Genomic DNA, 26290 nt, shown 5'->3' with positions numbered 1-26290 from the left:
CCGGGAGAAATACATGACCGTAAGAGTTGCTATCAACGGATTTGGCCGTATCGGCCGTAACGTGTTGCGCGCCATCGTCGAATCCGGCCGCACGGACATCGAGGTCGTTGCCCTCAACGATCTCGGCCCTGTCGAAACCAACGCGCATCTCGTGCGCTTTGATTCCGTCCATGGCCGTTTCCCTGGCGAAGTCACCGTCAAGGGCGACACGATCGACGTTGGCCGTGGCCCGATGAAGGTTCACGCAGTCCGCAACCCGGCAGAGCTGCCGTGGAAGGCTGAAGGCGTCGACATCGCGCTCGAATGCACGGGCATCTTTACCGCTCGCGACAAGGCGGCCGCCCATCTCGAAGCAGGCGCAAAGCGCGTCATCGTCTCGGCTCCGTCCGACGGTGCCGATTTGACCGTCGTATACGGCATCAACCACGACCAGCTCACCAAAGATCACTTTGTGATCTCGAACGCATCTTGCACCACCAACTGCCTGGCTCCGCTGGCAGCCGTGCTGCACGAGACGGTCGGCATCGAAAAGGGAATGATGACCACCATCCATTCCTACACCGGTGACCAGCCGACCCTCGACACAATGCACAAGGATCTCTACCGCGGCCGCGCAGCAGCGCTTTCGCAGATCCCGACCTCGACCGGTGCAGCCAAGGCCATCGGCCTCGTCCTGCCTGAACTCAAGGGCAAGCTCGACGGCATCTCCGTTCGTGTGCCGACCCCGAATGTCTCGCTGGTGGACTTCAAGTTCATCGCCAAGCGTTCGACCACAGTCGAAGAGATCAACAACGCCGTCATCGCTGCCTCGAAAGGCAAGCTGAAGGGCGTTCTGGCCGTGACAGCCCATCCAAATGTCTCGATCGACTTCAACCACGATCCGCATTCCTCGACGATGGCGCTCGACCAGACCAAGGTCATGGACGGCAACTTCGTGTCGGTGCTTTCGTGGTACGACAATGAATGGGGTTTCTCGAACCGCATGGCGGACACCGCCGTTGCTTTCAGCAAGGTCATTGGCTGATCCTCGCTCTAATCTGAACTCGAAACGCCCGGCCAGTCCGGGCGTTTTCACGACATAAGCACATAATTCTGGAGAGAGATCATGGCTGGTTTCAAGACACTCGATGACATCGGATCGGTTGAAGGAAAGCGCGTTCTCGTCCGCGTCGATCTGAACGTGCCGGTCGCCGACGGCAAGGTCACCGACGCCACCCGCATCGAACGCGTTGCTCCCACCATCAAGGAACTCTCCGACAAGGGCGCCAAGGTCATTCTTCTCGCCCATTTCGGCCGTCCGAAAGGCGCACCCGATCCCACCCAGTCATTGAAGCCGATTGCCGCCGCGACCGGCGAAATTCTTGGCCGTAAAGTCGAATTCGCGGATGATTGCATCGGCGAAAAGGCGAAAACCGCCATCGATTCACTTAGCAATGGCGGCGTTTTGCTGCTTGAAAACACGCGTTTTCACAAGGGCGAAGAGAAAAACGACAAGGAATTCGCCGAAGAACTCGCGAAAAACGGCGATATTTTCGTCAACGACGCCTTCTCCGCGGCTCACCGCGCGCATGCTTCGACCGAAGGTCTGGCGCATATTCTGCCCGCTTTTGCCGGCCGAACCATGCAGGCCGAACTCGACGCGCTTGAAAAGGGCCTTGGAAATCCGAAGAAGCCGGTCGTCGCGATCGTCGGCGGCGCAAAGGTTTCGACCAAGATCGACCTTTTGCTCAACCTCGTCAAAAAGGTCGATGCGCTGGTTATCGGCGGCGGCATGGCGAACACATTTCTGGCCGCGCGCGGCACCGATGTCGGCAAATCGCTTTGCGAGCATGACCTGGCCGAAACCGCCAAGCAGATCATGATTGAGGCCGCACAATCCGGCTGCGCCATCATCCTGCCTTCGGACGGCGTTGCGGCAAAAGAATTCAAGGCGGGTGCCGCCAACGAGATCGTTGCCATCGAAAACATCCCATCGGATGCGATGGTGCTCGATGTCGGGCCTAAGACGGTCGAAGCCGTAAATGCCTGGATCGACCGCGCCTCAACGCTGGTCTGGAACGGCCCGCTCGGCGCGTTCGAGATCGAGCCCTTCGACCACGCGACCGTCTCGGCGGCAAAGCACGCTGCGGCGCGCACGCGCGAAGGCACGCTGGTTTCGGTGGCCGGTGGTGGTGATACGGTCGCGGCACTCAATCATGCCGGCGTGGCGGACGACTTCACCTATGTTTCGACCGCCGGCGGCGCATTCCTCGAATGGATGGAAGGCAAGCCGCTTCCGGGCGTCGACGTCCTCAAGAAGTAAGGCCTGCATGGCTTAGAAGCACCGTCAGCGAGATCGCGGCCAGAGCCGCGACCGCCAGCTTCCAGAAATCCCGGCGCTGCCGCAGACCCGGCAGGCCGAGCGGCTTGATCAGTTGAATGATCATCATTCCGATGATGACGAGCGACAATGCCTTTGACATGATGCGTTTGAGCATTGCCACGCGCGCCTGTCAAAGCTCTTCACCCTTAGTCAGATAGACGGCGACGGCCTGACATGGCTAAAACCGCCCTATATGATGTTGCATATCGGGAGGAGACCTTATGCCGTCACGCTACAATGCCGTTTATTCCGCCTGGAAATCCGATCCGGAAACCTTCTGGGCTGAGGCAGCACAAGGCGTTGACTGGTACTCTCCGTGGACCAAGATTTTCGATGCCGATCAAGGCGTCTACGGGCGCTGGTTCACCGGCGCCACCTGTAACACCTGCTTCAACGCCGTGGACCGGCATGCAGATGGTGAGCGTGCAAACCAATTGGCGCTGGTCCATGACAGCGCAATCACCGGCACAGTCAGGAAATTCACCTACGCGGAGCTGAAGGCCGAAGTCGTGGCGCTGGCCGCCGTGCTGCAGGATCAGGGCGTCGGGAAAGGCGACCGCGTCATCATCTATATGCCGATGGTGCCGGAAGCAGTCTTTTCCATGCTGGCCTGCGCGCGCATCGGCGCGATCCATTCGGTCGTGTTCGGCGGTTTCGCCGCCAAGGAACTGGCGACCCGCCTCGACGAGGCAACGCCTAAGCTGATCATTTCGGCATCCTGCGGCCTCGAACCGGGCCGAATCGTCGCCTACAAACCTCTGCTCGACGGCGCAATCGAGCTGGCCCGCCACAAGCCTTCGTCCTGCATCGTTTTTCAGCGCGAACAGCTCGCCTGCGATCTGGTCGAAGGCCGCGACATCAACTATGCGACGGCAGTGAGCGAGGCAAAATCATCCGGCCGCGACGTAGCCTGCGTGCCTGTTTTGGCAACCGATCCGCTCTATGTGCTCTATACATCCGGCACCACCGGCCAGCCCAAGGGCGTCGTCCGCGACAATGGCGGCCACATGGTCGCGCTGAAATGGTCGATGGAAAACGAATTCGGCGTAAAGCCCGGCGAGGTGTTCTGGGCGGCCTCCGATGTTGGCTGGGTCGTCGGCCATTCCTACATCGTCTACGCCCCCCTACTGCATGGCTGCACGACGATCCTGTTCGAAGGAAAACCTGTCGGCACGCCCGACGCAGGCACATTCTGGCGGGTCATCGCCGACCACGGCGTCGTCGCACTCTTCACCGCGCCGACCGCCTTCCGTGCCATCAAGGGGCAGGACCCGAAAGGCGAATTCGTCCCGAAATACGATCTATCGAAATTCCGCACCCTGTTTCTGGCAGGCGAGCGCGCCGACCCGGAAACAATCAAATGGGCCGAGCAGCAGCTTGGTGTGCCTGTCATCGACCATTGGTGGCAAACGGAAACCGGTTCGCCCGTCAGCCAGAACCCGATCGGGCTTGGCCAACTGCCGGTAAAATATGGTTCACCCGGCGTACCGATGCCGGGCTACGATGTGCGCGTCCTGGACGATGCAGGTCACGAATTGCCGCGAGATACACTCGGCAATGTCGTCATCAAACTGCCCCTGCCGCCCGGCTGCCTGCCGACGCTGTGGAATGCCGACCACCGCTTCCACGAAGCCTATCTGGCCGAGTTTCCCGGCTATTACAAAACGGCCGATGCAGGTTATATCGATGAGGAAGGCTATCTCTTCATCATGGCCCGCACGGACGACATCATCAATGTCGCGGGCCACCGCCTTTCCACCGGCGGCATGGAAGAGGTCATCGCCGAGCACCCGGACGTCGCCGAATGCGCTGTCATCGGCATCGCGGATGCCATGAAGGGTCAGGTTCCCTGCGGTTTCGTCGTGCTGAATTCCGGCGTGTCGCGCGACACCGGTGAGATTGAAAAGGAGATCGTCGCGCTGGTTCGCGAGCGCATCGGTCCTGTCGCCGCCTTCCGTCTGGCGATCACCATCAAACGCCTGCCGAAAACACGCTCCGGCAAGATCCTGCGTGGCACGATGCAGAAAATCGCCGACCGCGAGGATTGGGCAATGCCCGCTACCATCGACGATCCCGCCATCCTCGGTGAAATCGAAACGGCGCTCAAAGCGCGAGGCTATGCAGGGTAAAATGACAGGCAGAACAGACACCGCATCGCGCATCATCACCGCCGCACCGGCTACGATCTACCGCGCATTCATCGATCCGAAGGCTCTCATTGAATGGCTGCCGCCCGAGGGCATGAGCGGTCGTATCGAAACCTTCGAAGCGAAGGCGGGCGGGCGCTATCGCATGGTGCTGACCTATGAAGACCCCGCCCCCTCGATACATGGCAAGGCATCTGAAAACACAGACATTATCGAAGGCCGTTTCGTCGAATTCGTGCCGGATGAATGTGTCGTGCAAATCGTCACCTTCGAATCCGACGACCCCGCGTTTTCCGGCGACATGAAAATGACCTGGAGCGTCAAGCCCGTGGATGGCGGCACCGAGGTCAGCCTCATCTGCGAGAATGTGCCTGCAGGCATAAGAGCCGAGGACCACGCCGAGGGGCTTTCATCGACGCTCGACAATCTCGCTGCATTCGTCTGCAAGTCTGCGCTATAAGCTGACCAACGCAACCCGGAGACGACAATGGCACTTGAAGGCAAGACGGCAATCGTGACCGGCGGCGCGGGCGGCATCGGTCTTGCCATTGCGCAGCGCTACCTTCAGGACGGCGCACGCGTGGTCATTGCCGACATCGATCAGGAAAAGGGCGACAAGGCCGAACGCGACCTCGAAAAGCTTGGCAAGGTTCACTTCATCCGCACCAATGTCGGCAGGAAGCTGGACGTTCATAATCTCATCGCTTCAGCGATAGACGTATTCGGCGACATCGACATCCTGGTCAACAATGCAGGCATTGTTCACGAGGCAGGCTTCCTGAGCCTTGCCGAAGAAGATTTCGACCGCGTGATGAACGTCAATCTGAAAGGCTCATTTCTGGCCGGACAGGCTGTTGCCCGCTACATGGTCGAAAAGGTCGAGAATGGCGGCGCGCCGGGCGTCATCATCAACATGTCGTCCATCAATGCTGTCGTGGCGATCCCCAATCAGGTGCCATATTCGATCTCGAAGGGCGGCGTCGCCCAGCTCACGCGGGTCATGGCGATTTCGCTTGCCGAGTATGGCATACGCGTCAACGCGATCGGCCCCGGCTCGATCATGACCGACATGCTGACCGCCGTTAACGGAGATGAGGATGCAAGGCATCGCATGCTTTCCCGCACCCCGCTTGGCCGCGTCGGTGAACCGGCCGAAATTGCCGGTATTGCATCCTTTCTGGCCTCCGACGACGCATCTTATGTCACCGGCCAGACGATTTACGCCGATGGCGGGCGCTTGCCGCTCAACTATACGGTCCCTGTAAAAGGCTCCTGACGGATAGCTGTCAGTACGCCTGTGCGATGATGTCTCCATTGAACAGAGGAGACATTGCCATGACCACATTTGGATCGAACTTCTTCGGCAGGATGCGGCATTACGCAGGGAAACTTCAGACGCTTCGCAATGACGCAAGAACCGAACGATTCCTGAACTCCCTGCCCGAAGAAATCCGCCGCGACATCGGCTGGCCGGACATTCACACGGTTTCCCGCCGCGGCAATCGGCTCATCCTGACAGAGAAACCCTGATGAGTGATTCCGCCAAAAAGATCGGGTTCGTTTTCATCAACCGCTATGCGGATTGGGAATACGGGCTTCTGGCAGCCTCGGCAGTTGAATGGTTCGGCGCCGAGGCCGTCGCGCTGACGCCAAACGGCGCTTCCGTCCGCTCGACCGCTGGCTTTGTTCTGCAGGCCCATCGCGGTATCGGCGTGCAAGAAAACTCAGATCTGGATGCAGTCGCTGTGATCGGCTCGGACCAATGGGCGACGGAAAAGGCACCGGACGTTAGCGCTCTTTTACAGGCGATAGCAGGCAAAGGCGGTGTGATTGGCGGCATCTGCGCCGGAACGCTGGCACTGGCGCGGGCGGGCATATTCGAAGGCGTTGCCCATACCAGCAATGGACGCGACTGGATTGCCGGGAAAGAGCCGAATTACAGAGGCTTTGAGCTTTACCGCGATGTTTCCAATGCCGTTTCGGACAGGAATATCGTCTCCGCTCCGGGCTCCGCACCGGGCACATTCGCACACGCATTTCTGTCAGTGCTTTATCCCGAACGGGGCGACGAACTCAGCGAGATGAAACGCATCTTCGCGAGCGAATACGCGCCCGCCGGCAAAGCCTCCTGACAACAGGCTGTCAGGAGGCTAATGTAATATGCACCCCTCGATGAAAAAGCTGATCGATGAGGGAGCGAGGACTGCGCTATGCGGAGTTGGACCGGAAGGCTTTTCACATGAGGCGCGCCGACAGGCTGTTCCAGATCGTGCAGCATATGCGCGGCGGGCGTCTCGTGACGGCGCACAAGCTCGGCCAATGGCTCGAGGTTTCCGAACGCACGATCTACCGCGACATAGCCGACCTTCAATCGACCGGTGTTCCCATCGATGGGGAGGCAGGCGTCGGTTACATTATGAGGGAAGGTTTCGACCTTCCGCCGCTCATGTTCACGCGTGACGAGATCGTAGCTCTGGTTGCAGGCGCACGCATGGTGCGCGCATTCGGCGGCGCGACCATGGCGCGGGCTGCCGAAGAAGCGCTGGTCAAGATCGGCGCTGTTCTGCCCGAAGCGGAACGCGATCGCATTTCACGCACCGAAATTCACACGCCCATGTGGGTCGTGACCGACGCAGACCGCGAGCGCATCGACCTTCTGGAACGCAGCGTCGAAACCCGCGACGTGCTGACCCTCGATTATCGCGACGAAGCCGGCCGCACGAGCCTGCGCGATGTCCGCCCGCTCGGTCTGTGGTTCTGGGGCAAGGTCTGGACCCTCGCCGCCTGGTGCGAAATCCGCAATGATTTCCGGGCCTTCCGCATAGACCGCATCGTAACGATCACCAAGCCGGGCCGCACATTCCGCCCTGAGCGCGGAAAACAACTCGCGGATTTCTATCGCACGATGGAAACAGATGCGGAGCGGGCCTTGCGCCCTGCAAAGGAACAGCCGCTCTAAAATCAGCATAAAAAGCCCGCCGAAGCGAGCGACTATAACACTGACGCTTGATCAACCTGATCGTCGTCAATGTCTCTTCGCAGAATCAGGCGGGGTCGCTGCGGACCTTCGATAAGCCATAGCGGCTTTCCCGATAGCCATACCAGATTGCCGCACGGTACACTTTCGCCGGACTGTAGTTGCACCGCACCGGACCGGCAGGTGAATGGGCGGTGGTCGGCATCCGACATCAGCAGATTGCCGAAAAACCCCAATGCTAGCGCAGCGATCATCCAGAGCGCCAGAAGAGGCATGCCGGCCTGGGATGCCCAGATGAAAAAGAGGCAACCAAGGACAGCGCAAAAAAGCAGCGCCACCAACTCCAGGAAGACGAACGGCATCGCTAGAACCAAAGGCAGGAGGAAGACCGAAATACCAATTACCGCAACGATTACCGGTCGATTCATACCGCGAATCGCGCGCAACACACCCAATGGCTTGAGTCCTTTTCGGGACATACCAGAGATGATTTGATAAGTAGGAATGACAAGAAAGCAGAACAGCCCAAATCTCATCTCTGGCCAAGTGGAGAATACGAGCCACATCGCGTGCGGGTCGCGGAGAAGCATCGATAGCTGCGGCAGTTTAACGAGAAAGGCGAGTTGAGCTCCGATTAACAGCAACACAGCGCTGGCCAGCATCCCGGCCAAAAATCCAAACCATAGCTTGGCCTTGCCGGACGATCCCCCTTTTAGTTCCTTCTCAACGTCGATCCGACCGCTTATCTAGCTCTTCCCTTCCTGGACAACGGCGTGGCGACAGGCCGTCTCTGTCGCAAAAACCTCAAATTTTGAATCGGTTCGGCGACCGGTATCTGCAACATCGCCAAACAGACGTCCTGCGATAGTCAGGCAGATAAAATGCTTCACGGAAATAATTTCAGCAACCCGCGCTGCCCGTGCCACATGCGGACAATGCGCTATAATATGCTTGGTTTACACAATTGGGTTAGGGCTGACGCCCCGAAACAGGGCCGATCTATTCCTGATCGTCTTCTTCTTCCGGCTTCGACTTCAGCGCCGAAAGCTTGGCGAAAACCGCATCCGCGTCGAGTTCGTCGTCCTCACCGCGCGGACGCGGCGTCTGGCTTTCCGGCACGATCCGCTCGGTGAGAGCGGCCGGCAGAAGCGTATCGCCGGCTGGTGCCGGAGCTGCCTTGCCGTGGGAAGCGCGCTGCACTTCGATGTCGAGATCGATCTGCGAGCAAAGGCCGAGCGTCACCGGGTCCATCGGCGCGAGATTGGCCGCGTTCCAGTGCTTGCGCTCACGGATCTGCTCGATCGTCGATTTGGTAGTGCCGACGAGGCGCGAGATTTGCGCGTCCTTCAGCTCAGGGTGGTTGCGAACAAGCCAGAGAATGGCGTTCGGGCGGTCCTGACGCTTGGAAAGCGGCGTGTAGCGCGGACCTTTGCGCTTGGATTCCGGAATGCGGACCTTGGGGTCCAGCAGCTTGAGACGATGGTTGCTGTCAGCCTCGCCCTTGGCGATTTCTTCGCGGCTAAGCTGGCCGGTCATCACCGGGTCCATGCCCTTGATGCCCTGTGCGGATTCGCCATCGGCAATCGCCTTAACTTCGAGCGGATGCAGCGAGCAGAACTGCGCGATCTGGTCGAAGGAAAGAGCGGTGCTGTCCACCAGCCACACGGCGGTCGCCTTTGGCATCAGAAGCGTATTGGCCATAAATAAAATCCTCCTGTTCGCCCGCGTCCCTAACGCGGGCGGTGGTTTGGTACCACCGGAAAAATGGGAATTCGCGAGCTATATAACGTCGTTTTGGCCCAACCGCAACAAATCTTCGATCTGGAATGCACCGCGGCGCTTCATATCCCCGGATCACATCACCGAAAAAAATTTTGCAAGGCGATGTCGGATCGGCAATTCTTCGAACGTTCTTTAAGTCGAACCAACACGAGAGGAACGAACCCATGCCTAAAATGATCTTCATCAACCTGCCGGTTGCCGACCTGCCCCGCTCCACTGCCTTCTATCAGGCGCTGGGCGCCACGAAGAACGATCAGTTTTCCGACGACACTGCGTCCTGCATCGTCTTTTCGGAAACCATTCATGCGATGCTTCTGACCCATGAAAAATACGCGCAGTTCACGACGAAGAAGATCGCCGATGCCAAGACCACCAGCGAAGTCCTGATCTGCATTTCTTCCGACACCCGCGAAGGCGTCGATGAGCTGGTCGGAAAGGCCGGTGCTGCGGGCGGCGCGCTCGATCCGACCCCGACGCAGGATTACGGCTTCATGTATGGCCGCAGCTTCGAAGACCCGGACGGTCACATCTGGGAAGTGATGTGGATGGATATGGCAGCAGCGTCCGCCGAGTTCGAAAAGGCGGAGGGCTGATAGAATGGCCTTGTCCAAGATTTCCCCCTGCCTGTGGTACAAGGACGACGCAGAGGAAGCTGTCAATTTCTACGTATCGCTGCTGCCCGATTCGCACATCGATCATGTCCAGAGAAATTTCAGCGGCAGCCCCGCCGGTGAGGAGGGCACGGTGCTGGTGATCGATTTCACGCTCGCCGGCCAGACATTCCTCGCCCTGAATGGCGGTTCGCATTCCGAATATACTTATGCAATGTCGCTTAGCGTCGATTGTGCCGATCAGGCCGAGATTGACCGCCTCTGGGATGCGTTTATAGACGGCGGCGGGCGACCTGAGCAATGCGGCTGGGTTCGGGACAAATACAATGTGCCCTGGCAGATCGTGCCGACCATGCTTGCCCGGCTGATGGGCGACCCGGACAGGGTAAAGGGCAAGCGCGTGATGGACGCGATGCTCAAGATGGTAAAGCTGGACATCGCAACCCTTCAAGCCGCCTATGACGGCAAAGCTGCCTGAACTTCTCATTGCTACCGCCTTGAGGTTGCGAGATTCAGGTCAGGACGTGTCGAGAATGACGGAGTTCGAGAACCGGCGCGCAGCGTACATTGGTACGTGAGCACCGGAAGCGCAGAAATCCGCCATTCGCAGACCGTCCTCACCTGAATATGGCAGCCTCAGGAGACGTCGAGAACGATTTTGCCGATATGTTCGCCCTCTTCCATTCGCTCATGGGCGCGCCAGGCGTCTGTGAGCGGAAAGATCATATCCATGACGGGCGCGATGCGCCTTGTGGCGAGAAGCGGCCATGCATTGGCTTCGAGAGCCGCTGCAATCGTCGCCTTGAACTCGACGGTTCGCGGGCGAAGCGTCGAGCCGGTATGCGTCAGGCGCTTCACCATCAGCTTTGAATAGTCGGCACTGGCAACAGCGCCGCCCTGCGTGGCGATCTGCACGATGCGGCCGTCGATTGCCGCAGCCGAATAGTTGCGCGCGACATAATCGCCGCCGACCATGTCCAGAATGACCTCGCAACCGCGACCGTCGGTGATCTCCTTGACCACGGCCACAAAATCCTCGTCGCGATAATTGATCGCGTGCTTTGCACCAAGCTTCACGCAGGCATCGCATTTTTCCTGCGAACCGGCCGTCACGATGACATGCGAGCCGAGTGCCGTCGCAAGCTGGATCGCCGTCGTGCCGATGCCGGAAGACCCGCCATGCAGAAGCAGCGTTTCGCCTTCCTGCAAACCGCCGCGCTGGAACACATTGTGCCATACGGTGAAGAATGTTTCCGGCAGCGCCGCCGCCTCGGTAAAGGTGAAACCTTGCGGCAGCGGCAGCGCGTTCGACGCATGCACCTTCACATATTCCGCATAGCCGCCGCCGGGTGTCAGCGCGCAGACCGTATCTTCCAGCCGCCAGCGCTCGGCACCCTCACCGAGCGCGACCACTTCGCCGGAAACTTCAAGACCCGGCAGATCGGACGCACCGGGCGGCGGCGGATAGGCACCCTTGCGCTGCTGCACGTCAGGGCGATTCACACCTGCTGCGCGCACGCGAATGAGGATTTCGCCCGGCCCCACTTCCGGAAGATCGCGCTTTTCCGCTTTCAGCACGCGCGGACCGCCCGGCTGCGAAATGGCGATCGCCGTCATCTTCTGCGGAAGCTTTATCGTTTTTGTCATGATCTTCGGTTCCTTTGTCCGGCGGGGCAAATCAGCGGAGAACGCTTTTTGCACCAGGACGCCCGTTTCGCCAAATCAACAGGCGGGATTTACATATTGAAAGACGCACTATGTAGTGCCTTGAGCGGATCGACCAGATGGAGTGAGGACAATGGCGATTTTCGAGGATGGCCCGGCAAAAATCGTGCGCCCGCATGAAATCGGGCAGGATCTTTCGCTGCTTTCCGTAAGCGAATTGACCGAACGGATCGAACTGCTTCAGGCAGAGATCCGCAGGCTCGAAACGGAACGCGAATCAAAAGATGCGACCAAACAGGCCGCCGACGCGCTGTTTCGACTGAAGTAGCCGAGTCACCGCCGTTTAAAAGCCTGAAAGAAGCTGTTTCCGATCTACAGCAGACACAAACGATTCCCCCGCCCGGAAAGCATAATGTTCGCAAGCTACAGACCCATCCTTTCTCTTTTGCGCGGCACCGCCTTTCTTCTCGCAGCTTCTGGTCTGCATGGCCTGCTCCTGCCGCTGCGCGGGCAGGAAGAGGGCTTTTCCACCGCCTCGCTCGGCCTCATGGGCAGTGCCTGGGCCGCGGGTTTCGTGGCTGGCTGCTATTTCGCGCCACGCCTCGTCCGGCGGGCGGGCCATGTGCGCGCATTCGGAACGTTTGCGGCATCCGCCGCGATCATCGCGCTTTTGACCGGTCTGTGGATCAACGAATTCATCTGGATCGCCTTGCGCGCCTTCACCGGCTTTGCGATGGCCGGCTGCTTCATGATCATCGAGAGCTGGCTGAACGAAAAGGCGACGAACGAAAACCGCGGAACCGTCTTCGGCCTCTACATGATGGTGACCTATGCCTCGATCATGGCTGGCCAGATGATGGTCGCGGCAAGCGATGTAGGCACATCCTCGCTGTTCATGGTCGCAGGCATATTGTTCTGCCTGTCGCTGATCCCCACCGCCGTATCTTCCGCCGCGCAGCCGCAGCCGCTTCAGGATGTTTCCCTGGACCTGAAAGGACTTTATGCGACTTCGCCCGTCTCTTTCGTCGGGTGCATACTGGTCGGTGTGGCGAACGGCGCATGGGGTACGCTGGGAGCGGTCTATGGCGCACGCATCGGCATCACCACGCCTGAAATTGCGCTCATGATGAGCATCGTGGTCGTCGCGGGCGCTGCCATGCAAATGCCCATCGGGCGCGCCTCCGACAAGATGGACCGCCGCTATGTTCTGGCCGCGGCCGGGCTTGGATCGGCGATATTCGCCGTCGCGATCTTCTTTGCCATGCCGAGATCGGGCGTTGCGGTCATTGCCATGACTGCCTGCTACGGCGCTTTGGCCTACACGCTCTATTCGCTGGCCGTTGCACATGCCAACGATCATGCCCGGCCTGAGGAATTCGTCAAAGTCTCAGGCGGTCTGCTGCTGCTTTACGGCTTCGGCACGATGATCGGCCCGGTGATCGGCGCATGGCTCATGAGCAGCATGCGGCCTGAGAGCCTGTTTCTGGCGACCGCCTTGGCGCATTTCGCGCTTGCAGGCTACACGTTGCTGCGCATCACGCGCCGCGCACCCATCCCCGTCGAGGATCGTGAGGCGTTCAAGACGCTTCCCGCCGAACGTTCGCTCACCCCGCAGGCAGGCCTGCTCGATCCGCGAACGCCTTCGGACGAGGGCGGCGTTCGACAAGACAGTTGAGATTGCTGCGGATTTGATCCACAAAAGGCGATGGTCCCTTCCGATGCGTTCATGGCCATTGCGGATCCCAACAGGCGGCATCTCCTTGAAGAGTTGCGGCGTGGACCGAAAACCGTCAACGAACTGGCCTCCGGCCTGCCCGTCTCGCGCCCTGCGGTTTCCCAGCATCTTAAAGTCCTGCTCGATGCAGGCCTGGTCCATGCGACGGCAGACGGCACGCGCCGCTTCTACGCCGTCAACAATTCGGGCTTCCTGAGCCTCAATATCTGGCTGGATCAATTCTGGGAAAACGGTAGCGCTTCGGCCTGATACGATCCGGCAGCGCATTTCGGAAAATCTGTGATTATTTTAAAAGCCAAGGCTTTTATGCCGGCCTCAAATTCAGGGCCGGCATAATTAGTTGCCGGTCTTGCCGGCTCATGCCTTGCAGGCAACGCGCAAATTCAGCTTACCTGCGCGTCCCTCCACAAAGTCAGTGGGAAGTGTGGGATTCCTTCAATTTGGAGATTTCGTCCTTGAGTGCCAGCTTGCGTCGCTTGAGATCGACGATAGTGAGTGCATCGACTGACGGATGATTTCTGGCGTCGTTTATCGCGCGTTCGATATCACCGTGTCTTTTCTGCAGCTCTTCAAGATGGTTGGCAAGCGACATGATTGGCTCTCCCTTTCATGGTTTCCACGTTTGCACCGTCGAGGCCGTCCACCGATGGTCTGGACCATGACGGTACGATGACAGTCTGACAGTGAATTGTGGCGATGTCGAACGATTGGTGGTAGCATTTCTCAAAGCGCCAAAATGTGATATGGGCTGACGCGCCGGGGGCGACCGCACCCGGCCCGCCAGATTGGCGCAGGGAAGCGCTGACACATTGCAGACGGTTAAAATGTCGGAACAGGAACAGGCCGAAACACGGCTGGACTTTGCGCGCTCCAAACAGGAACACGCGGATTTCGATGCAGCGATCAACGCCATGATAGCCATGGGCTGTGACCCGCTGCAAATTCAGCGCATGAAAAAGAAGAAACTTGCGCTCAAGGACAAGATCACGGCTCTGGAAGACAACATCATTCCAGACATCATCGCCTGATCGTAAAACATTCCCATTCTTGCGCGGATAGCTGATTTGGACTAATCCGCCACCAACCGTTCCGCTCACGGGAGATGCAGGATTTGCAAGCAAAACGTGCCGATGTCGCCATAATCATGGGTAGCCAGTCTGACTGGGCAACCATGCACCACGCCGCCGACACGCTTGCAGAGCTGGGCATTTCCCACGAAAGCCGCATCGTTTCCGCGCATCGCACGCCGGATCGCCTCTATGATTTTGCCAAGGGCGCAAAAGCTGCCGGTCACAAAGTCGTTATCGCAGGCGCAGGCGGTGCAGCCCACCTTCCCGGCATGACCGCCGCAATGACCCCGCTGCCGGTTTTCGGCGTTCCGGTGGAATCCAAGGCGCTGTCGGGACAGGATTCCCTTCTTTCTATCGTTCAGATGCCGGCAGGCATCCCGGTCGGAACTTTGGCCATCGGCAAGGCAGGCGCGGTAAACGCAGCACTTCTGGCAGCAGCCGTGCTTGCGCTCTATGACGACGAATTGGCCAAGCGTCTCGACGCCTGGCGCGAAGCGCAGAGCGCCAAGGTCGCCGAACAGCCGACGGACGCATCGTGACCGCGCCGCTCGCGCCCGGCGCCACAATCGGAATAATCGGCGGCGGCCAGCTTGGCCGCATGCTGGCCATTGCGGCAGCACGTCTCGGCTATCGCACGATCGTTCTGGAACCGCAGGCGGATTGCCCGGCAGCGCAGGTAACGAATCGGCAGATCATCGCTGCTTATGACGACGAGAAAGCTTTGGCTGAACTCGCTGAAGCCAGCGATGTCGTCACCTATGAATTCGAAAATGTGCCGGTAGAGGCCGCAATTGCGCTGGCGCAGAAGGTGGCCGTTTATCCGCCTGCGCGTGCGCTGGAAATCTCTCAGGATCGCGTCACCGAAAAGTCGTTCCTCAACGGCATCGGGATTTCCACAGCCGAGTTCCTGCCTGTGGATAATGACGGGGATATCGTGGAGGCGCTGAAGAAATTCGGCGGCAGCGGAATCCTGAAAACACGCAGGCTTGGCTATGACGGCAAGGGCCAACGCGTATTTCGGGAATTCTCCGAAGATCCCTCCGGCATTTTCGCCGATATGGGCGGCGTTCCGCTGATTTTCGAAGCCTTTGTCTCCTTCGAGCGCGAAATTTCGATCATCGCCGCGCGCGGCATAGACGGTTCGCACGCGGCGTTCGATCCCGCCGAGAACGTCCACCGCGATGGCATCCTGCACTCATCGACGATTCCGGCCAGCGTAGGTGTCGGCACGGCGGGCGCTGCACGCGGCATGGCGTTCTCCATCCTCGACGCGCTCGACTATGTCGGCGTGATCGGCGTAGAGTTCTTCGCGATGAACGACGGCACCCTTCTGGTGAACGAGATCGCCCCTCGCGTTCATAATTCCGGCCACTGGACGGAAGCGGCTTGCGCCGTTTCACAGTTCGAACAGCACATTCGCGCCGTTGCCGGCCTGTCGCTCGACGGCGGATCGCGGCATTCCGATTGCGTGATGGAGAACCTGATCGGCGACGATGTAGACCGCAGCGCCGAACTGCTCGCAGAGAACGACGTTGTCCTTCATCTCTATGGAAAGGTCGAAGCGAGGCCCGGTCGCAAGATGGGACATTTTACCCGTCTAAAGCGGCTCTGATTCCACGAAACAGGCCGTTACGAGGTTGACAGCGACAAGCCTCCTCGTTTATGAGCCACACACAATTCTGGCGCGCTTTCGAGGCGCGTCTTTCATTTCGGCCCTCGCGGGCCCATTCGACAGGCCAGACCAATGAAGATCAAGAACTCGCTCAAGGCACTCAAGGGCCGCCATCGCGACAACCAGTTGGTTCGCCGCAAGGGCCGCGTCTACATCATCAACAAGACCGCGCCTCGCTACAAAGCCCGCCAGGGCTGATGCTCGACGCCCGCAACGCGGGCATCGACCGGCAGCGCATTATCACGGCAAATTCAGTTTGACGTTTCGCTGCGTGGAGATAGATTCCCACGCATGCGGAACGTTTTGCTTATTTCACTCGCGACATTGCTGTCTCTGACGGCACCTCTCGCTTCCTATGCCGCCCCTGCCCGGAGCAGCGGCGCTCCCGTCCAGATGAAGACGGATGAAAATCGCCTCGACACACTTTTCGAAAGCCTGAAGCGCGAGCGCAACGAAAAAGCGGCCGAACGCATCGCTTCGCGCATATCCGACGCGTGGAATCATTCTGGAAGCGCTTCGGTCGACCTGATGATGGTGTGGGCAAAGAAAGCCATGGATGCGCGCAAATTCGATGTCGCGCTCGATTTTCTCGATCAGGTCGTGACGCTTCGCCCCGAATATGCGGAAGGCTGGAACAGGCGCGCGACCGCCCATTACTTCATGAACAATTCACGCATGGCGATGGCCGACATAAACCGCACACTTCAGCTAGAACCGCGCCATTTCGGTGCACTGGCAGGCATGGCGCGCATCCTCAAGGACAATGGCAACAAGGAACTGGCGCTGAACGCCTGGGAGCGCGTGCTTGCCGCCTATCCGATGATGCGCAACGCTCAGAACGAGGTTTCGACGCTCTCGGAAGAACTGGCCGGGGAGCGCATCTGAGCCGAGCCGCGCAAAACGCCGATCTGCGGAAACTTATCGCTCTTCATCCACGTATGACTGACAGCGCGCATTTTTATCGTGATGCGTGAACCGCCCGCTTTTGTCCTACGTAAGATTCATTCATGAACCTGATCTACGCCCTCTGCGCCTTCCTTTTAGCCCTCCTTTTCATTCTTTTCGGCATCACGCGTATCGGCGTCTGGTCGATTGAGAGGCGTTTTCCGGCTATCGGCGAGTTCATCGACATCGACGGCGCGCGCATTCACTATGTACGCGTGGCACCGCCCGCCAATCCCGATCTGCCTCCTATCGTTTTCGTGCACGGTGCAAGCGCCAATCTGAACGACCAGCTCGTTGCGTTTCGCGAACGTCTGGAAGGCCGCGCGGACATGCTGTTTTTCGATCGTCCGGGCCATGGCTGGTCGCAAAGAGGCCGCGGCAACGATACGCCCGCCGGTCAGGCCGCCACACTGGCGAAACTAATGGACAAGCTCGGCATCGAGAAGGCGATCATCGTTGCGCATTCCTTCGGCGGTGCGATGGCAACGTCATTCGCACTCGACCACGCAGATAAGACCGCTGGTCTGGTGTTCCTGTCGTCCGCGACACACCCCTGGCCGGGCGGCGAGACATCCTGGTATTACGGCATGGCCGCAAAGCCGATTACAGGCTGGCTGTTCACGCAGGCCTTCGCCTACCCCGCAGGCGCATTGCGCATGGATGCCGCAGTGAAATGTGTTTTCGCACCCAATCATGTTCCTGAAAACTACAGTCAGCAGACGCAGATACCACTGGTTCTGCGCCCGAGCGCCTTCCGCGCAAACGCGATCGACGTGAACGGTCTGTACGACTACGCCACCGCAAATTCACCGCGCTATCATGAGATCAAGGCACCGACAGTCGTGATTTCCGGCGATCATGACACGATCATCTATGCACGAATCCACTCGATAGGGCTAGAACGCGACATTCCGGGCGCCGAACTTGTATGGGTTCACAATCTCGGCCACAAATCGGATTGGGTTGCCCCCGATCTGGTGGTCGCAGCGATTGAAAAAGTGTCCGGCAAGCCGCGCGATCTGGCAAGGCTCGCGGGCGATGTGGAAGCACGTATTGCCAATGATGCCGAAGGCGCGGAATGCGGCCGGCTCGATGAGCCGACCGGAGAGCTAGCGCCGCAATAGGTTGGAAGCAATTCCAGGAAAAGCGTGTAGCGGTTTTCCGTCCGGAATTGCGTAATTTAAAAAGCGATGCTTACGCGCCGCCTGTTCCGTCATCGCCAATATATGCGATGCGCAGCATGTTGGTCGCGCCCGGCGTGCGCAACGGAACGCCTGCCGTCACGATGATGCGGTCGCCGGGCTTGCCGATGCCTTCTTCGGCGGCAATGCGGCATGCGCGATCGACCATGTCGTCGAGATCGCTTGCGTCGGGCGTAACCACGCAATGCGTGCCCCATACGAGGGAGAGACGGCGTGCCGTCTCCACGATCGGCGAAAGCGCGATGATCGGCACCTGCGGCCGCTCGCGCGCTGCACGCAATCCGGTCGTGCCGGATGCCGTGTAGGTGACGATCGCTGCAAGCTTCAACGTTTCGGCTATTTCACGCGCCGCAAGCGAAATCGCATCCGGTCCGGTCGCTTCCGGCTCGGAACGCTGCGCATTGATGATGCCCGGATAGGTCGGGTCCTGCTCCACCTTATCGGCGATGCGGTTCATGGTAGCCACCGCCTCGACGGGATAATCGCCCGCAGCCGACTCTGCGGAAAGCATGATCGCATCCGCGCCTTCGAACACGGCGATTGCCACATCCGAGACTTCCGCACGCGTCGGCACCGGCGCGCTGATCATCGATTCCAGCATCTGCGTGGCAACGACCACCGGCTTGCCGGCACGCCGCGCGGCGCGCGTGATCTGCTTTTGAATGCCCGGCACTGACTCAAGCGGCATTTCGACGCCAAGATCGCCGCGGGCGACCATCAGCGCATCCGAAAGCTCGATGATCTCGGCCAGACGGGCAACCGCCTGCGGCTTTTCGATCTTCGACATGATTGCAGCGCGTCCGCGCGCGATCTTGCGGGCCTCGGCCAGATCTTCGGGGCGCTGGACGAAGGAAAGCGCCACCCAATCGACCCCCGTCGCCAGCACCGCATCCAGATCTCTACGATCCTTCTCGGTAAGTGCACCAACCGGCAGATCAGTATCCGGCAGGCTGACGCCTTTGCGGTCCGAAATCTTGTTACCGGAAATCACCTTACAAGTGATCGATTTTCCATCCGAAGCGACAGCCTGCAGTTCCAGACGGCCATCGTCGATCAAAAGGCGATGCCCAACTTCGACCGAAGCCAGAATTTCAGGATGCGGCAGGAAAACACGCTTCGAATCGCCGGGCGTGGAATCGCCATCAAGCGTAAAAATCTGCCCGACCTGCAAATCTTCCTTGCCGTTTTCGAATTTCCCGACACGCAGCTTCGGCCCCTGAAGGTCGGCAAGAATGCCGATAGGGCGCCCCACATCCCGCTCGACGGCGCGAATGCGGCCAACGAGCGTCTGCATCAGCGGATGATCCGTGTGGCTCATATTGATGCGGAAAACATCGGCTCCCGCATCGAAAAGCTTACGGATCATTGCTTCGTCGGACGAAGCGGGTCCGAGTGTGGCGAGTATCTTGACCTTGCGGCTGCGTCTCATTGGTTGTTTGTTCCCGTAACGGCGGCGCTGCCGTCGGTTGCCGGCTCATCGGTCAACTGGACCATCCAGCTTGCCTGTTCGCCCGTGTCGTATTCCTGAAATCCGGCGCGCTGGAAGCCCCGCGCCAGGCAGTCTGTTACGCCTGCAATCTTGAATTCTTTTTCGGCCACGCACATGCTGATCGGTCCGTCCCAACGGCCGCCACGCTCTGCATCTTCTGCATAGAGATAGTAAAAGCGTGATGACAACGGGCCTTCGATCAGCGTCTTGCACGACGATCCGGCAACATGCCACCAGCCCTCGGTGATCCAACCAGATTTCGAACGATAGCCTATGCCGACGCCGACGAGATTCTGCGTCGCGTTGCAAACCCGGAAATCGGCATGTGCGGGCGAGGCATAGAGAACCGGAACGACGAGAGCCAGACACATCGCAGCGGACGCAGAAAACAGACGCGACCGCGCGGCCAAACCCATTCCAGAACCCCTATTGTTGCTTTGTGACGGCATTGTCTCGCCCCTTTTCGGAAAAGTCGCGGCGCATGTCAACGCCGGTAAATCGCAATCCAAATCGATTTAGTTGCCCGGCTCGGACGATTTCCCCTGCGAGACCACGTACCCCGGATGATTTCTTTCGAAAGCCCTGCATGATTTCTTTCAAAAGATTGTCTAAACAACGGCATAACACATGTGCCCGCAACCGCTACTGTGGCGACTTGGCAAAAATTCCGGGCAAAAAAATCAGGACGACCGTTTCATGACGCGATCCGCAATCTTCACGCCTTTCGACATCGTCCAGGGAGACCGCAAGCGCGGCATCGTGATTCTCGCAGACCACGCAAGGCGCGACCTGCCGGAGGAATACGGCACTCTCGGTCTCGATGCCAGCGAGTTCGACCGCCATATCGCCTATGACATCGGCGTCGAAACCGTGACACGCGAACTGGCAAGTATGCTCGGCGCTCCTGCCCTGCTCGCCAATTTCTCACGCCTTTTAATCGATCCCAACCGCGGTGAGGACGACCCTACCCTCATCCGCCAGCTTTACGATGGCACCGTCATTTCCGGCAATTTTCCGATGACGGAAGAAGAGCGCGAACGACGCCTGGAGCGCTTCTACAGGCCTTATCACGATGCGGTCGGCGCGATGATTGCATCCGTCGCGGAAGCTTCGGGCCGCGCGCCCTTCGTTCTGTCCGTCCATTCCTTCACGCCGACCATGCAGGGCCGCGCCCGTCCGTGGGAGGCAGGTGTCTTGTGGGACATGGACCACCGCGTCGCATGGCCGCTGATCGAAATGCTGGCTGCCGATCCGACGCTGACCGTCGGCGACAACGAACCTTATGACGGCGCACTGCGCGGCGACACCATGTTCAAGCACTGCATCGTCAATGGTTATGCCCACGCGTTGATCGAAATCCGGCAGGATTTGATCGGCGATGAAAAAGGCGCGATTTCCTGGGCACAACGTCTGGCCCCCATCGTTGACGCGATCAACACGCGACCCGATATAGCCAAGGTACAGCAGTTCGGCTCGCGCACAGGGCCTGTCTGATTAGAAATCGGAGATTATCATGTCAGGATTGACGGACGAACAGCAACGCGACTTCGAGGCCGCCGCCTTCCGGCGTCTGGTCGAACATCTGCGCCAGCGCACCGATGTTCAGAACATCGATCTGATGAACCTCGCGGGCTTTTGCCGCAACTGCCTGTCCAACTGGTATCGCGAGGCGGCCGAAGCCGAAGGCGTCGAGCTTTCGAAGGATCAGTCGCGCGAAATCGTCTACGGCATGCCCTATGCCGAATGGCAGGCAAAGCACCAGACAGAAGCGCCTGGCCAGAAGCTGGCCGAGTTCGAGGCGCGACGCCCGAAGGATCATTAAAGCGAAACTCCCTTGACCCTGCCGCCGCGCTGAGGCATCGAACCCGCCAGCCCAGAGCCGTCCGAGTCGCGGCACCAATCTTGCGGAGATCATCCATGGCCGACGAAATCACCGAAACCAGCCAAACCGTTGCCGCCGGCCAATTGCGCGCCTTCATCGAACGCATCGAGCGTCTCGAAGAAGAAAAGCAAAGCCTCGCCGACGACATCAAGGACGTCTATGCCGAGATGAAGGGCACGGGCTTCGATACCAAAGCCGTGCGCACCATCATCCGCCTTCGCAAGAAGGACCAGGCAGAGCGCCAGGAAGAAGAGGCGATGCTCGACCTCTACAAATCCGCCCTCGGCATGGAATGATCGTTTAACTCGATAGATTGTTCGAGTTGTAAGCTTTCCATATTTCACCGCGTTTGCTGAGGCAGGATCATCGATCCTGCCTCAGCAAACTTGTGTTTAAAAATCCCAGTCCTCGTCTTCCGTCGCAACGGCCTTCCCAATGACATAGGAAGAGCCCGACCCCGAAAAGAAGTCGTGGTTTTCATCTGCATTCGGTGAAAGCGCCGACAGAATTGCCGGGTTGACCTTGCAGGCTTCAGCCGGAAACAGCGCCTCATAGCCAAGGTTCATCAGCGCCTTGTTGGCGTTGTAGTGGAGGAATTTCTTGACGTCTTCAGTCAGCCCGACACCGTCATAAAGCGCCTCGGTATATCTCACCTCATTGTCGTAAAGTTCGAGCATCAGGTCGAAGGCGAAATCCTTGATTTCCTGCTTTTGATCAGCGCTCAACCGCTCCAGTCCGCGCTGGAATTTATAGCCGATGTAATAGCCGTGAACGGCCTCGTCGCGGATGATGAGGCGGATCATGTCGGCCGTGTTGGTGAGTCGGGCGCGGCTCGACCAGTACATCGGCAGATAGAAGCCGGAATAGAACAGGAAGCTTTCGAGAAAGACCGAGGCGACCTTCTTCTTCAAGGGATCGCCGCTGTCATATTCCTTCATGATCAGCGCCGACTTTTTCTGCAGGAATTCGTTTTCCTCCGACCAGCGATAGGCGTCGTCCACATCCGGCGTGGAGCAGAGCGTCGAGAAGATCGAGGAATAGGAACGCGCATGCACGGCCTCCATGAAGGAGATGTTGGATAGCACCGCCTCCTCGTGCTGCGTCACGGAATCCTCCATCAGCCGCACGGAGCCCACGCCGTTCTGGATGGTGTCGAGCAGGGTCAGGCCCGTAAAAACACGGATCGTCAGTTGCTGTTCCTCAGACTTCAGCGCTGCCCAGGAAGGAATATCATTCGACAGCGGCACCTTTTCGGGAAGCCAGAAATTCCCCGTCAAACGGTTCCAGACCTCGAGATCCTTATCGTCCTCGATGCGGTTCCAGTTGATGGCGCGAATGCGCGCGGCCGGCTTGAATTGCATGTTCATGGGCTTGTCCTTTGACAATCTTTTAGAGCGCACAGGACACGCAGCCTTCGACCTGCGTTCCTTCAAGTGCCATCTGGCGCAGGCGGATGTAGTAGATGGTCTTGATGCCCTTCTTCCACGCGTAGATCTGCGCGCGGTTGATGTCGCGCGTCGTGGCCGTATCGCGGAAGAACAGTGTCAGCGAGAGCCCCTGATCGACATGCTGGGTGGCCGCCGCATAGGTGTCGATGATCTTCTCCGGCCCGATCTCGTAAGCGTCCTGATAATAATCGAGATTGTCATTCGTCATGAAGGCAGCCGGATAGTAGACGCGGCCGATCTTGCCCTCCTTGCGGATTTCGATTTTCGAGACGATCGGGTGGATAGATGAGGTCGAGTGGTTGATGTAGGAGATCGATCCAGTCGGCGGCACCGCCTGCAGGTTCTGATTGTAGAGACCGGACGCCATCACGGCCTCCTTCAACGCCAGCCAGTCTTCCTGCGTCGGAATGTGAATGCCGGACGTTTCGAACAGCGCCTTTACCCTGTCGGTCGCAGGCAGCCATTCATTCTCGGTGTATTTGTCGAAATATTCGCCGGACGCATATTTCGAATTCTCGAAATTCTTGAAGCTTGTACCTCGTTCGACTGCCAGCCGGTTCGACGCGCGAATGGCGTGATAGGTCACGGTGTAGAAATAGATGTTGGTGAAATCGACGCCTTCTTCGGAACCGTAGAATATGCGTTCGCGGGCGAGATAGCCGTGCAGATTCATCTGGCCGAGACCGATTGCGTGGCTTTCGTCATTGCCCTTCTCGATCGAAGGCACCGACGAGATATGGCTCATTTCGGAGACGGCCGTCAGCGCGCGGATCGAGGTCTCGATGGTCTTTCCAAAGTCGGGCGAATCCATTGCGGAGGCGATGTTCAGCGAGCCGAGATTGCAGGAAATATCCTTGCCGAGACGGCTGTAGGAAAGGTCGTCATTATATTCGCTGGCCTCGCTCACCTGGAGGATTTCCGAGCAGAGATTGCTCATGGTGATGCGCCCGGCGATCGGGTTCGCCTTGTTCACCGTGTCTTCGAACATGATGTAGGGGTAGCCGCTCTCGAACTGGATTTCGGCCAGCACCTGAAAGAAATCGCGCGCCTTGATCTTCTTCTTGGAGATGCGGGAATCATCCGCCATCTCGCGATATTTTTCGCTCACCGAAATCTCGGTGAAGGGCACGCCGTAGACGCGCTCCACATCATATGGCGAGAACAGGTACATATCCTCATTGTTCTTCGCCAGTTCAAAGGTGATGTCCGGCACGACCACGCCGAGCGACAATGTCTTGATGCGGATTTTCTCGTCGGCGTTTTCGCGCTTGGTGTCGAGAAAGCGCATAATGTCGGGATGGTGCGCGTTGAGATAAACCGCGCCAGCGCCCTGCCGCGCGCCAAGCTGGTTGGCATAGGAAAATGCGTCTTCCAGCAGCTTCATCACCGGAATGATGCCGGACGACTGGTTCTCGATATGCTTGATCGGCGCGCCTGCCTCGCGAATATTGGTGAGCGAAAGGGCCACGCCGCCGCCGCGCTTCGAAAGCTGCAAAGCCGAATTGATGGAGCGCCCGATGGACTCCATATTGTCCTCGACGCGCATCAGGAAGCAGGAGACAAGCTCGCCGCGCTGCTTTTTGCCCGCATTGAGAAATGTCGGCGTCGCAGGCTGGAAACGGCCGGAAATGATCTCGTCGACCATATCGCGGGCAAGCTGCTCGTCGCCGCGCGCAAGCGCCAGCGCGACCATGCACACACGGTCCTCATAGCGCTCCAGATAGCGCTTTCCGTCGAAGGTCTTCAGCGTGTAGCTGGTGTAATATTTGAAGGCACCGAGAAAGGTCGGGAAGCGGAATTTCTTCGCATAAGCGTGATCGAACAGATCGCGCACGAAATTGAAGGAATACTGGTCGAGAACCTCGCGCTCGTAATAGCTCTCCGTCACCAGATAATCGAGTTTCTCCCGCAGATTGTGAAAGAACACCGTGTTCTGATTGACGTGCTGGAGGAAATATTGACGCGCCGCCAGCCTGTCCTTGTCGAGCTGAATGCGCCCCTCCTCGTCATAGAGGTTCAGCATGGCGTTCAGCGCATGATAATCGAGCGCCGTCTCGGCCTTTTTTGCAGGCCGGTCGCCGCTCGGAAGCGGGAAATCGTTGAGCGGCTTTTCGTCCGCATCGCGCGTCAGGAGAGTGCTTGCCGTTTCCAAAATCGTTCCAATCCATGTCTGACATTGGCGACGTCTTCCGCCGTGCCCAGAAGCTCGAACCTGTAGAGGTAAGGCACCTGGCACTTGGTGGAGACGATCTTGCCCGCGAGCCCGTAGGTCGCACCGAAGTTGCTGTTTCCCGCGGCGATCACGCCGCGAATATTCGATCTGTTTTCCGCGTCATTGAGAAAGCGGATCACCTGTTTTGGAACGGCTCCCTTGCCGCCCGCCCCGCTATAGGTCGGCAGGACGAGAACGAAGGGACGATCGACGTTGAGTTCGTCGGCTGGGCTTATCGGTATGCGCGCGGCACACATGCCCAGCTTTGCGACAAAGCGATGGGTGTTTTCCGACCGGCTGGAAAAATAAACGATATCGCCCATCGCCGTTTCTTCGATCAGGAGAGCGAGCTGATCATATCCGGCCGGAAGCCTGCCCAATGCTGCTCTCCGGCAATCACCACCGGCACCTGACGATAGCCAAGTCCCTGCACCAGATCGAAGGCTGCTGCATCTGCGGAGACATCGACGATGTCATATTCGATGCCCTGGCGATCGAGCGCGCGTGTCGTTGCGGTGCACTGGACGCAGGCAGGCTTGCTGTAGACCGTGATGTTCATGGCTTCCTCGTTGTTTTCAAAAAGGCATAGGAAATCGATCGCGCATCCGCCGATGCCCGTTCGAAGGTTCAAATTCTGATTGTGCGCTCTGTTGTCGCCTTGCAGGCCGCCCGGACCCTCGCAGTCTCTTTCAAAGAGACGTGCGTTAAGCCGGGCATGATCTGCCCGGTTACTCGCGTCTACGCGTGCTTAAAAATTTCGACATAGTCTTCACCCCGAAGTTGCTCATGGCGGAGTTTGGGGGAAGCGGCACAAGCGGGATCATTTCCGCAAAATGCATCGCGACCTTCCGGGCACCCCGCCCGTGGACGTTCTCGATCGAGGCAGGTCTCCTGGCTCGCGGGTCGCAGCAATCATTCTCACCTTCCCGAAGCACGCCGCTTCAGTGGCTTTCGTGAATGACCGCTCGCCGCTTACAGTTGCGGGGGCAGCTCCGGCATTGCGGCAGCCAATTGGCAACCGCTCACCGTATTCCCGTCTTAGCTTCCGATCCTTGCGAATCGAAAGAACCTCGAACACTAGATATAGTAGA

The 26290-nt window shown here is 58.7% G+C and carries 33 protein-coding genes and 1 riboswitch; of the genes, 22 read left to right on the top strand and 11 right to left on the bottom strand.

The window, feature by feature from the left end; translation table 11 throughout:
* Window positions 1-13 precede the first annotated feature (13 nt).
* Window positions 14-1024: a type I glyceraldehyde-3-phosphate dehydrogenase gene (gene gap / locus ABFT80_RS03635; RefSeq protein WP_347970477.1), complete on the top strand. Its 1011-nt coding sequence runs from the start codon at window positions 14-16 to the stop codon at window positions 1022-1024.
* Window positions 1025-1105: 81 nt separating this feature from the next.
* Window positions 1106-2302, top strand: coding sequence for a phosphoglycerate kinase (locus ABFT80_RS03630; RefSeq protein WP_347970476.1), 1197 nt, complete (start codon window positions 1106-1108; stop codon window positions 2300-2302).
* Here ABFT80_RS03630 and ABFT80_RS03625 read toward each other — a convergent pair.
* Window positions 2292-2477 carry a hypothetical protein gene (locus ABFT80_RS03625; RefSeq protein ID WP_347970856.1) on the bottom strand — a complete coding sequence of 62 codons (186 nt, stop codon included), beginning with the start codon at window positions 2475-2477 and terminating at the stop codon, window positions 2292-2294. The two genes, ABFT80_RS03630 and ABFT80_RS03625, sit on opposite strands and share 11 nt — an antisense overlap.
* Window positions 2478-2583: 106 nt before the next feature.
* Here ABFT80_RS03625 and ABFT80_RS03620 point away from each other — a divergent pair, with 106 nt between their 5' ends.
* From ABFT80_RS03620 to ABFT80_RS03595, 6 genes are all read left to right on the top strand, one after another.
* A complete protein-coding gene (locus tag ABFT80_RS03620; RefSeq protein ID WP_347970475.1) occupies window positions 2584-4491 on the top strand; it encodes a propionyl-CoA synthetase in 1908 nt (635 codons plus the stop codon).
* A 1-nt stretch (window position 4492) separates the two neighbouring features.
* Window positions 4493-4969 (top strand): SRPBCC family protein, encoded by a 477-nt coding sequence (locus tag ABFT80_RS03615; protein WP_347970474.1) that lies wholly within the window; start codon window positions 4493-4495, stop codon window positions 4967-4969.
* A gap of 27 nt (window positions 4970-4996) precedes the next feature.
* Entirely contained in the window at window positions 4997-5785 is a 789-nt protein-coding gene (locus ABFT80_RS03610; protein WP_347970473.1) for an SDR family NAD(P)-dependent oxidoreductase, read from the top strand.
* Between the two features lie 59 nt (window positions 5786-5844).
* Window positions 5845-6039: a hypothetical protein gene (locus ABFT80_RS03605; RefSeq protein ID WP_347970472.1), complete on the top strand. Its 195-nt coding sequence runs from the start codon at window positions 5845-5847 to the stop codon at window positions 6037-6039.
* Window positions 6039-6641 carry a DJ-1/PfpI family protein gene (locus tag ABFT80_RS03600; RefSeq protein WP_347970471.1) on the top strand — a complete coding sequence of 201 codons (603 nt, stop codon included), beginning with the start codon at window positions 6039-6041 and terminating at the stop codon, window positions 6639-6641. The genes ABFT80_RS03605 and ABFT80_RS03600 overlap by 1 nt, the downstream gene beginning before the upstream one ends.
* 107 nt (window positions 6642-6748) lie before the next feature.
* On the top strand, window positions 6749-7468 hold the full coding sequence (locus tag ABFT80_RS03595) for a helix-turn-helix transcriptional regulator (RefSeq protein WP_347970470.1): 720 nt from the start codon (window positions 6749-6751) through the stop codon (window positions 7466-7468).
* Window positions 7469-7500: 32 nt separating this feature from the next.
* On the opposite strand, the gene ABFT80_RS03590 is transcribed toward ABFT80_RS03595, so the two are convergent.
* Both ABFT80_RS03590 and ABFT80_RS03585 read right to left on the bottom strand, forming a co-directional pair.
* Entirely contained in the window at window positions 7501-8148 is a 648-nt protein-coding gene (locus tag ABFT80_RS03590; protein WP_347970469.1) for a hypothetical protein, read from the bottom strand.
* Window positions 8149-8485: 337 nt separating this feature from the next.
* Window positions 8486-9187 carry a DUF1013 domain-containing protein gene (locus ABFT80_RS03585; RefSeq protein WP_347970468.1) on the bottom strand — a complete coding sequence of 234 codons (702 nt, stop codon included), beginning with the start codon at window positions 9185-9187 and terminating at the stop codon, window positions 8486-8488.
* A gap of 245 nt (window positions 9188-9432) precedes the next feature.
* Between ABFT80_RS03585 and ABFT80_RS03580 the strand changes: the two genes are divergently transcribed.
* Window positions 9433-9861: a VOC family protein gene (locus ABFT80_RS03580; protein WP_347970467.1), complete on the top strand. Its 429-nt coding sequence runs from the start codon at window positions 9433-9435 to the stop codon at window positions 9859-9861.
* A 10-nt stretch (window positions 9862-9871) separates the two neighbouring features.
* The gene (locus ABFT80_RS03575) at window positions 9872-10357 is read left to right on the top strand and encodes a VOC family protein (protein ID WP_347970833.1); all 486 of its coding nucleotides are present in this window, start codon (window positions 9872-9874) and stop codon (window positions 10355-10357) included.
* Between the two features lie 158 nt (window positions 10358-10515).
* Here the strand turns inward: ABFT80_RS03575 and ABFT80_RS03570 are convergent, their stop codons facing one another.
* Window positions 10516-11526 carry an NAD(P)H-quinone oxidoreductase gene (locus ABFT80_RS03570; protein ID WP_455189865.1) on the bottom strand — a complete coding sequence of 337 codons (1011 nt, stop codon included), beginning with the start codon at window positions 11524-11526 and terminating at the stop codon, window positions 10516-10518.
* Window positions 11527-11677: 151 nt separating this feature from the next.
* Here ABFT80_RS03570 and ABFT80_RS03565 point away from each other — a divergent pair, with 151 nt between their 5' ends.
* The 3 genes from ABFT80_RS03565 to ABFT80_RS03555 all read left to right on the top strand — a co-directional run bounded on the left by ABFT80_RS03565 (window position 11678) and on the right by ABFT80_RS03555 (window position 13528).
* A complete protein-coding gene (locus tag ABFT80_RS03565) occupies window positions 11678-11872 on the top strand; it encodes a DUF1192 domain-containing protein (protein ID WP_347970466.1) in 195 nt (64 codons plus the stop codon).
* Between the two features lie 84 nt (window positions 11873-11956).
* On the top strand, window positions 11957-13219 hold the full coding sequence (locus ABFT80_RS03560) for an MFS transporter (protein WP_347970465.1): 1263 nt from the start codon (window positions 11957-11959) through the stop codon (window positions 13217-13219).
* Window positions 13220-13249: 30 nt separating this feature from the next.
* Window positions 13250-13528 carry an ArsR/SmtB family transcription factor gene (locus tag ABFT80_RS03555; RefSeq protein ID WP_347970464.1) on the top strand — a complete coding sequence of 93 codons (279 nt, stop codon included), beginning with the start codon at window positions 13250-13252 and terminating at the stop codon, window positions 13526-13528.
* Window positions 13529-13691: 163 nt separating this feature from the next.
* Here the strand turns inward: ABFT80_RS03555 and ABFT80_RS03550 are convergent, their stop codons facing one another.
* Complete coding sequence (locus tag ABFT80_RS03550; protein WP_347970463.1) at window positions 13692-13871, bottom strand: YdcH family protein; 180 nt, start codon at window positions 13869-13871, stop codon at window positions 13692-13694.
* A gap of 232 nt (window positions 13872-14103) precedes the next feature.
* Between ABFT80_RS03550 and ABFT80_RS03545 the strand changes: the two genes are divergently transcribed.
* The 6 genes from ABFT80_RS03545 to ABFT80_RS03520 all read left to right on the top strand — a co-directional run bounded on the left by ABFT80_RS03545 (window position 14104) and on the right by ABFT80_RS03520 (window position 18090).
* Complete coding sequence (locus tag ABFT80_RS03545; protein WP_347970462.1) at window positions 14104-14307, top strand: YdcH family protein; 204 nt, start codon at window positions 14104-14106, stop codon at window positions 14305-14307.
* A gap of 83 nt (window positions 14308-14390) precedes the next feature.
* Window positions 14391-14888, top strand: coding sequence for a 5-(carboxyamino)imidazole ribonucleotide mutase (gene purE, locus ABFT80_RS03540; protein ID WP_347970461.1), 498 nt, complete (start codon window positions 14391-14393; stop codon window positions 14886-14888).
* Window positions 14885-15961, top strand: coding sequence for a 5-(carboxyamino)imidazole ribonucleotide synthase (locus ABFT80_RS03535; RefSeq protein ID WP_347970460.1), 1077 nt, complete (start codon window positions 14885-14887; stop codon window positions 15959-15961). Before purE ends, ABFT80_RS03535 begins: the two co-directional genes overlap by 4 nt.
* A gap of 132 nt (window positions 15962-16093) precedes the next feature.
* Window positions 16094-16219 carry a type B 50S ribosomal protein L36 gene (ykgO, locus tag ABFT80_RS03530; protein ID WP_047568381.1) on the top strand — a complete coding sequence of 42 codons (126 nt, stop codon included), beginning with the start codon at window positions 16094-16096 and terminating at the stop codon, window positions 16217-16219.
* Between the two features lie 93 nt (window positions 16220-16312).
* Entirely contained in the window at window positions 16313-16906 is a 594-nt protein-coding gene (locus ABFT80_RS03525) for a tetratricopeptide repeat protein (RefSeq protein ID WP_455189864.1), read from the top strand.
* Between the two features lie 122 nt (window positions 16907-17028).
* Window positions 17029-18090, top strand: a complete 1062-nt coding sequence (locus ABFT80_RS03520; protein ID WP_347970459.1) for an alpha/beta fold hydrolase — start codon at window positions 17029-17031, stop codon at window positions 18088-18090.
* 70 nt (window positions 18091-18160) lie between these two features.
* On the opposite strand, the gene pyk is transcribed toward ABFT80_RS03520, so the two are convergent.
* Together pyk and ABFT80_RS03510 are read right to left on the bottom strand one after the other, a co-directional pair.
* The gene (gene pyk / locus ABFT80_RS03515; protein WP_347970458.1) at window positions 18161-19597 is read right to left on the bottom strand and encodes a pyruvate kinase; all 1437 of its coding nucleotides are present in this window, start codon (window positions 19595-19597) and stop codon (window positions 18161-18163) included.
* Window positions 19594-20028: a DUF1036 domain-containing protein gene (locus ABFT80_RS03510; RefSeq protein ID WP_347970830.1), complete on the bottom strand. Its 435-nt coding sequence runs from the start codon at window positions 20026-20028 to the stop codon at window positions 19594-19596. Before ABFT80_RS03510 ends, pyk begins: the two co-directional genes overlap by 4 nt.
* 325 nt (window positions 20029-20353) lie before the next feature.
* Between ABFT80_RS03510 and ABFT80_RS03505 the strand changes: the two genes are divergently transcribed.
* The 3 genes from ABFT80_RS03505 to ABFT80_RS03495 all read left to right on the top strand — a co-directional run bounded on the left by ABFT80_RS03505 (window position 20354) and on the right by ABFT80_RS03495 (window position 21835).
* On the top strand, window positions 20354-21151 hold the full coding sequence (locus ABFT80_RS03505) for an N-formylglutamate amidohydrolase (RefSeq protein ID WP_347970457.1): 798 nt from the start codon (window positions 20354-20356) through the stop codon (window positions 21149-21151).
* A 19-nt stretch (window positions 21152-21170) separates the two neighbouring features.
* Complete coding sequence (locus tag ABFT80_RS03500; RefSeq protein ID WP_347970456.1) at window positions 21171-21479, top strand: DUF1244 domain-containing protein; 309 nt, start codon at window positions 21171-21173, stop codon at window positions 21477-21479.
* Between the two features lie 95 nt (window positions 21480-21574).
* Window positions 21575-21835 (top strand): DUF2312 domain-containing protein, encoded by a 261-nt coding sequence (locus ABFT80_RS03495; RefSeq protein ID WP_347970455.1) that lies wholly within the window; start codon window positions 21575-21577, stop codon window positions 21833-21835.
* A gap of 96 nt (window positions 21836-21931) precedes the next feature.
* On the opposite strand, the gene nrdF is transcribed toward ABFT80_RS03495, so the two are convergent.
* The 4 genes from nrdF to nrdH are packed head-to-tail and all read right to left on the bottom strand — an operon-like array spanning window position 21932 to window position 25758.
* A complete protein-coding gene (gene nrdF / locus ABFT80_RS03490; RefSeq protein ID WP_347970454.1) occupies window positions 21932-22906 on the bottom strand; it encodes a class 1b ribonucleoside-diphosphate reductase subunit beta in 975 nt (324 codons plus the stop codon).
* A gap of 22 nt (window positions 22907-22928) precedes the next feature.
* Window positions 22929-25139, bottom strand: coding sequence for a class 1b ribonucleoside-diphosphate reductase subunit alpha (gene nrdE / locus ABFT80_RS03485; RefSeq protein ID WP_455189863.1), 2211 nt, complete (start codon window positions 25137-25139; stop codon window positions 22929-22931).
* Window positions 25115-25522, bottom strand: a complete 408-nt coding sequence (nrdI, locus tag ABFT80_RS03480) for a class Ib ribonucleoside-diphosphate reductase assembly flavoprotein NrdI (protein WP_347970828.1) — start codon at window positions 25520-25522, stop codon at window positions 25115-25117. The genes nrdE and nrdI overlap by 25 nt, the downstream gene beginning before the upstream one ends.
* A 14-nt stretch (window positions 25523-25536) precedes the next feature.
* A complete protein-coding gene (gene nrdH / locus ABFT80_RS03475) occupies window positions 25537-25758 on the bottom strand; it encodes a glutaredoxin-like protein NrdH (RefSeq protein WP_347970453.1) in 222 nt (73 codons plus the stop codon).
* Between the two features lie 305 nt (window positions 25759-26063).
* Window positions 26064-26287: riboswitch (cobalamin riboswitch) on the bottom strand.
* Between the last annotated feature and the right edge of the window lie 3 nt (window positions 26288-26290).

Source organism: Foliimonas ilicis (genome assembly GCF_039939195.1).
Lineage (GTDB): Bacteria > Pseudomonadota > Alphaproteobacteria > Rhizobiales > Rhizobiaceae > Foliimonas > Foliimonas ilicis.
The sequence above is the reverse complement of the archived record's forward strand: the minus strand, read 5'-3'. Positions and strand labels throughout refer to the sequence as shown.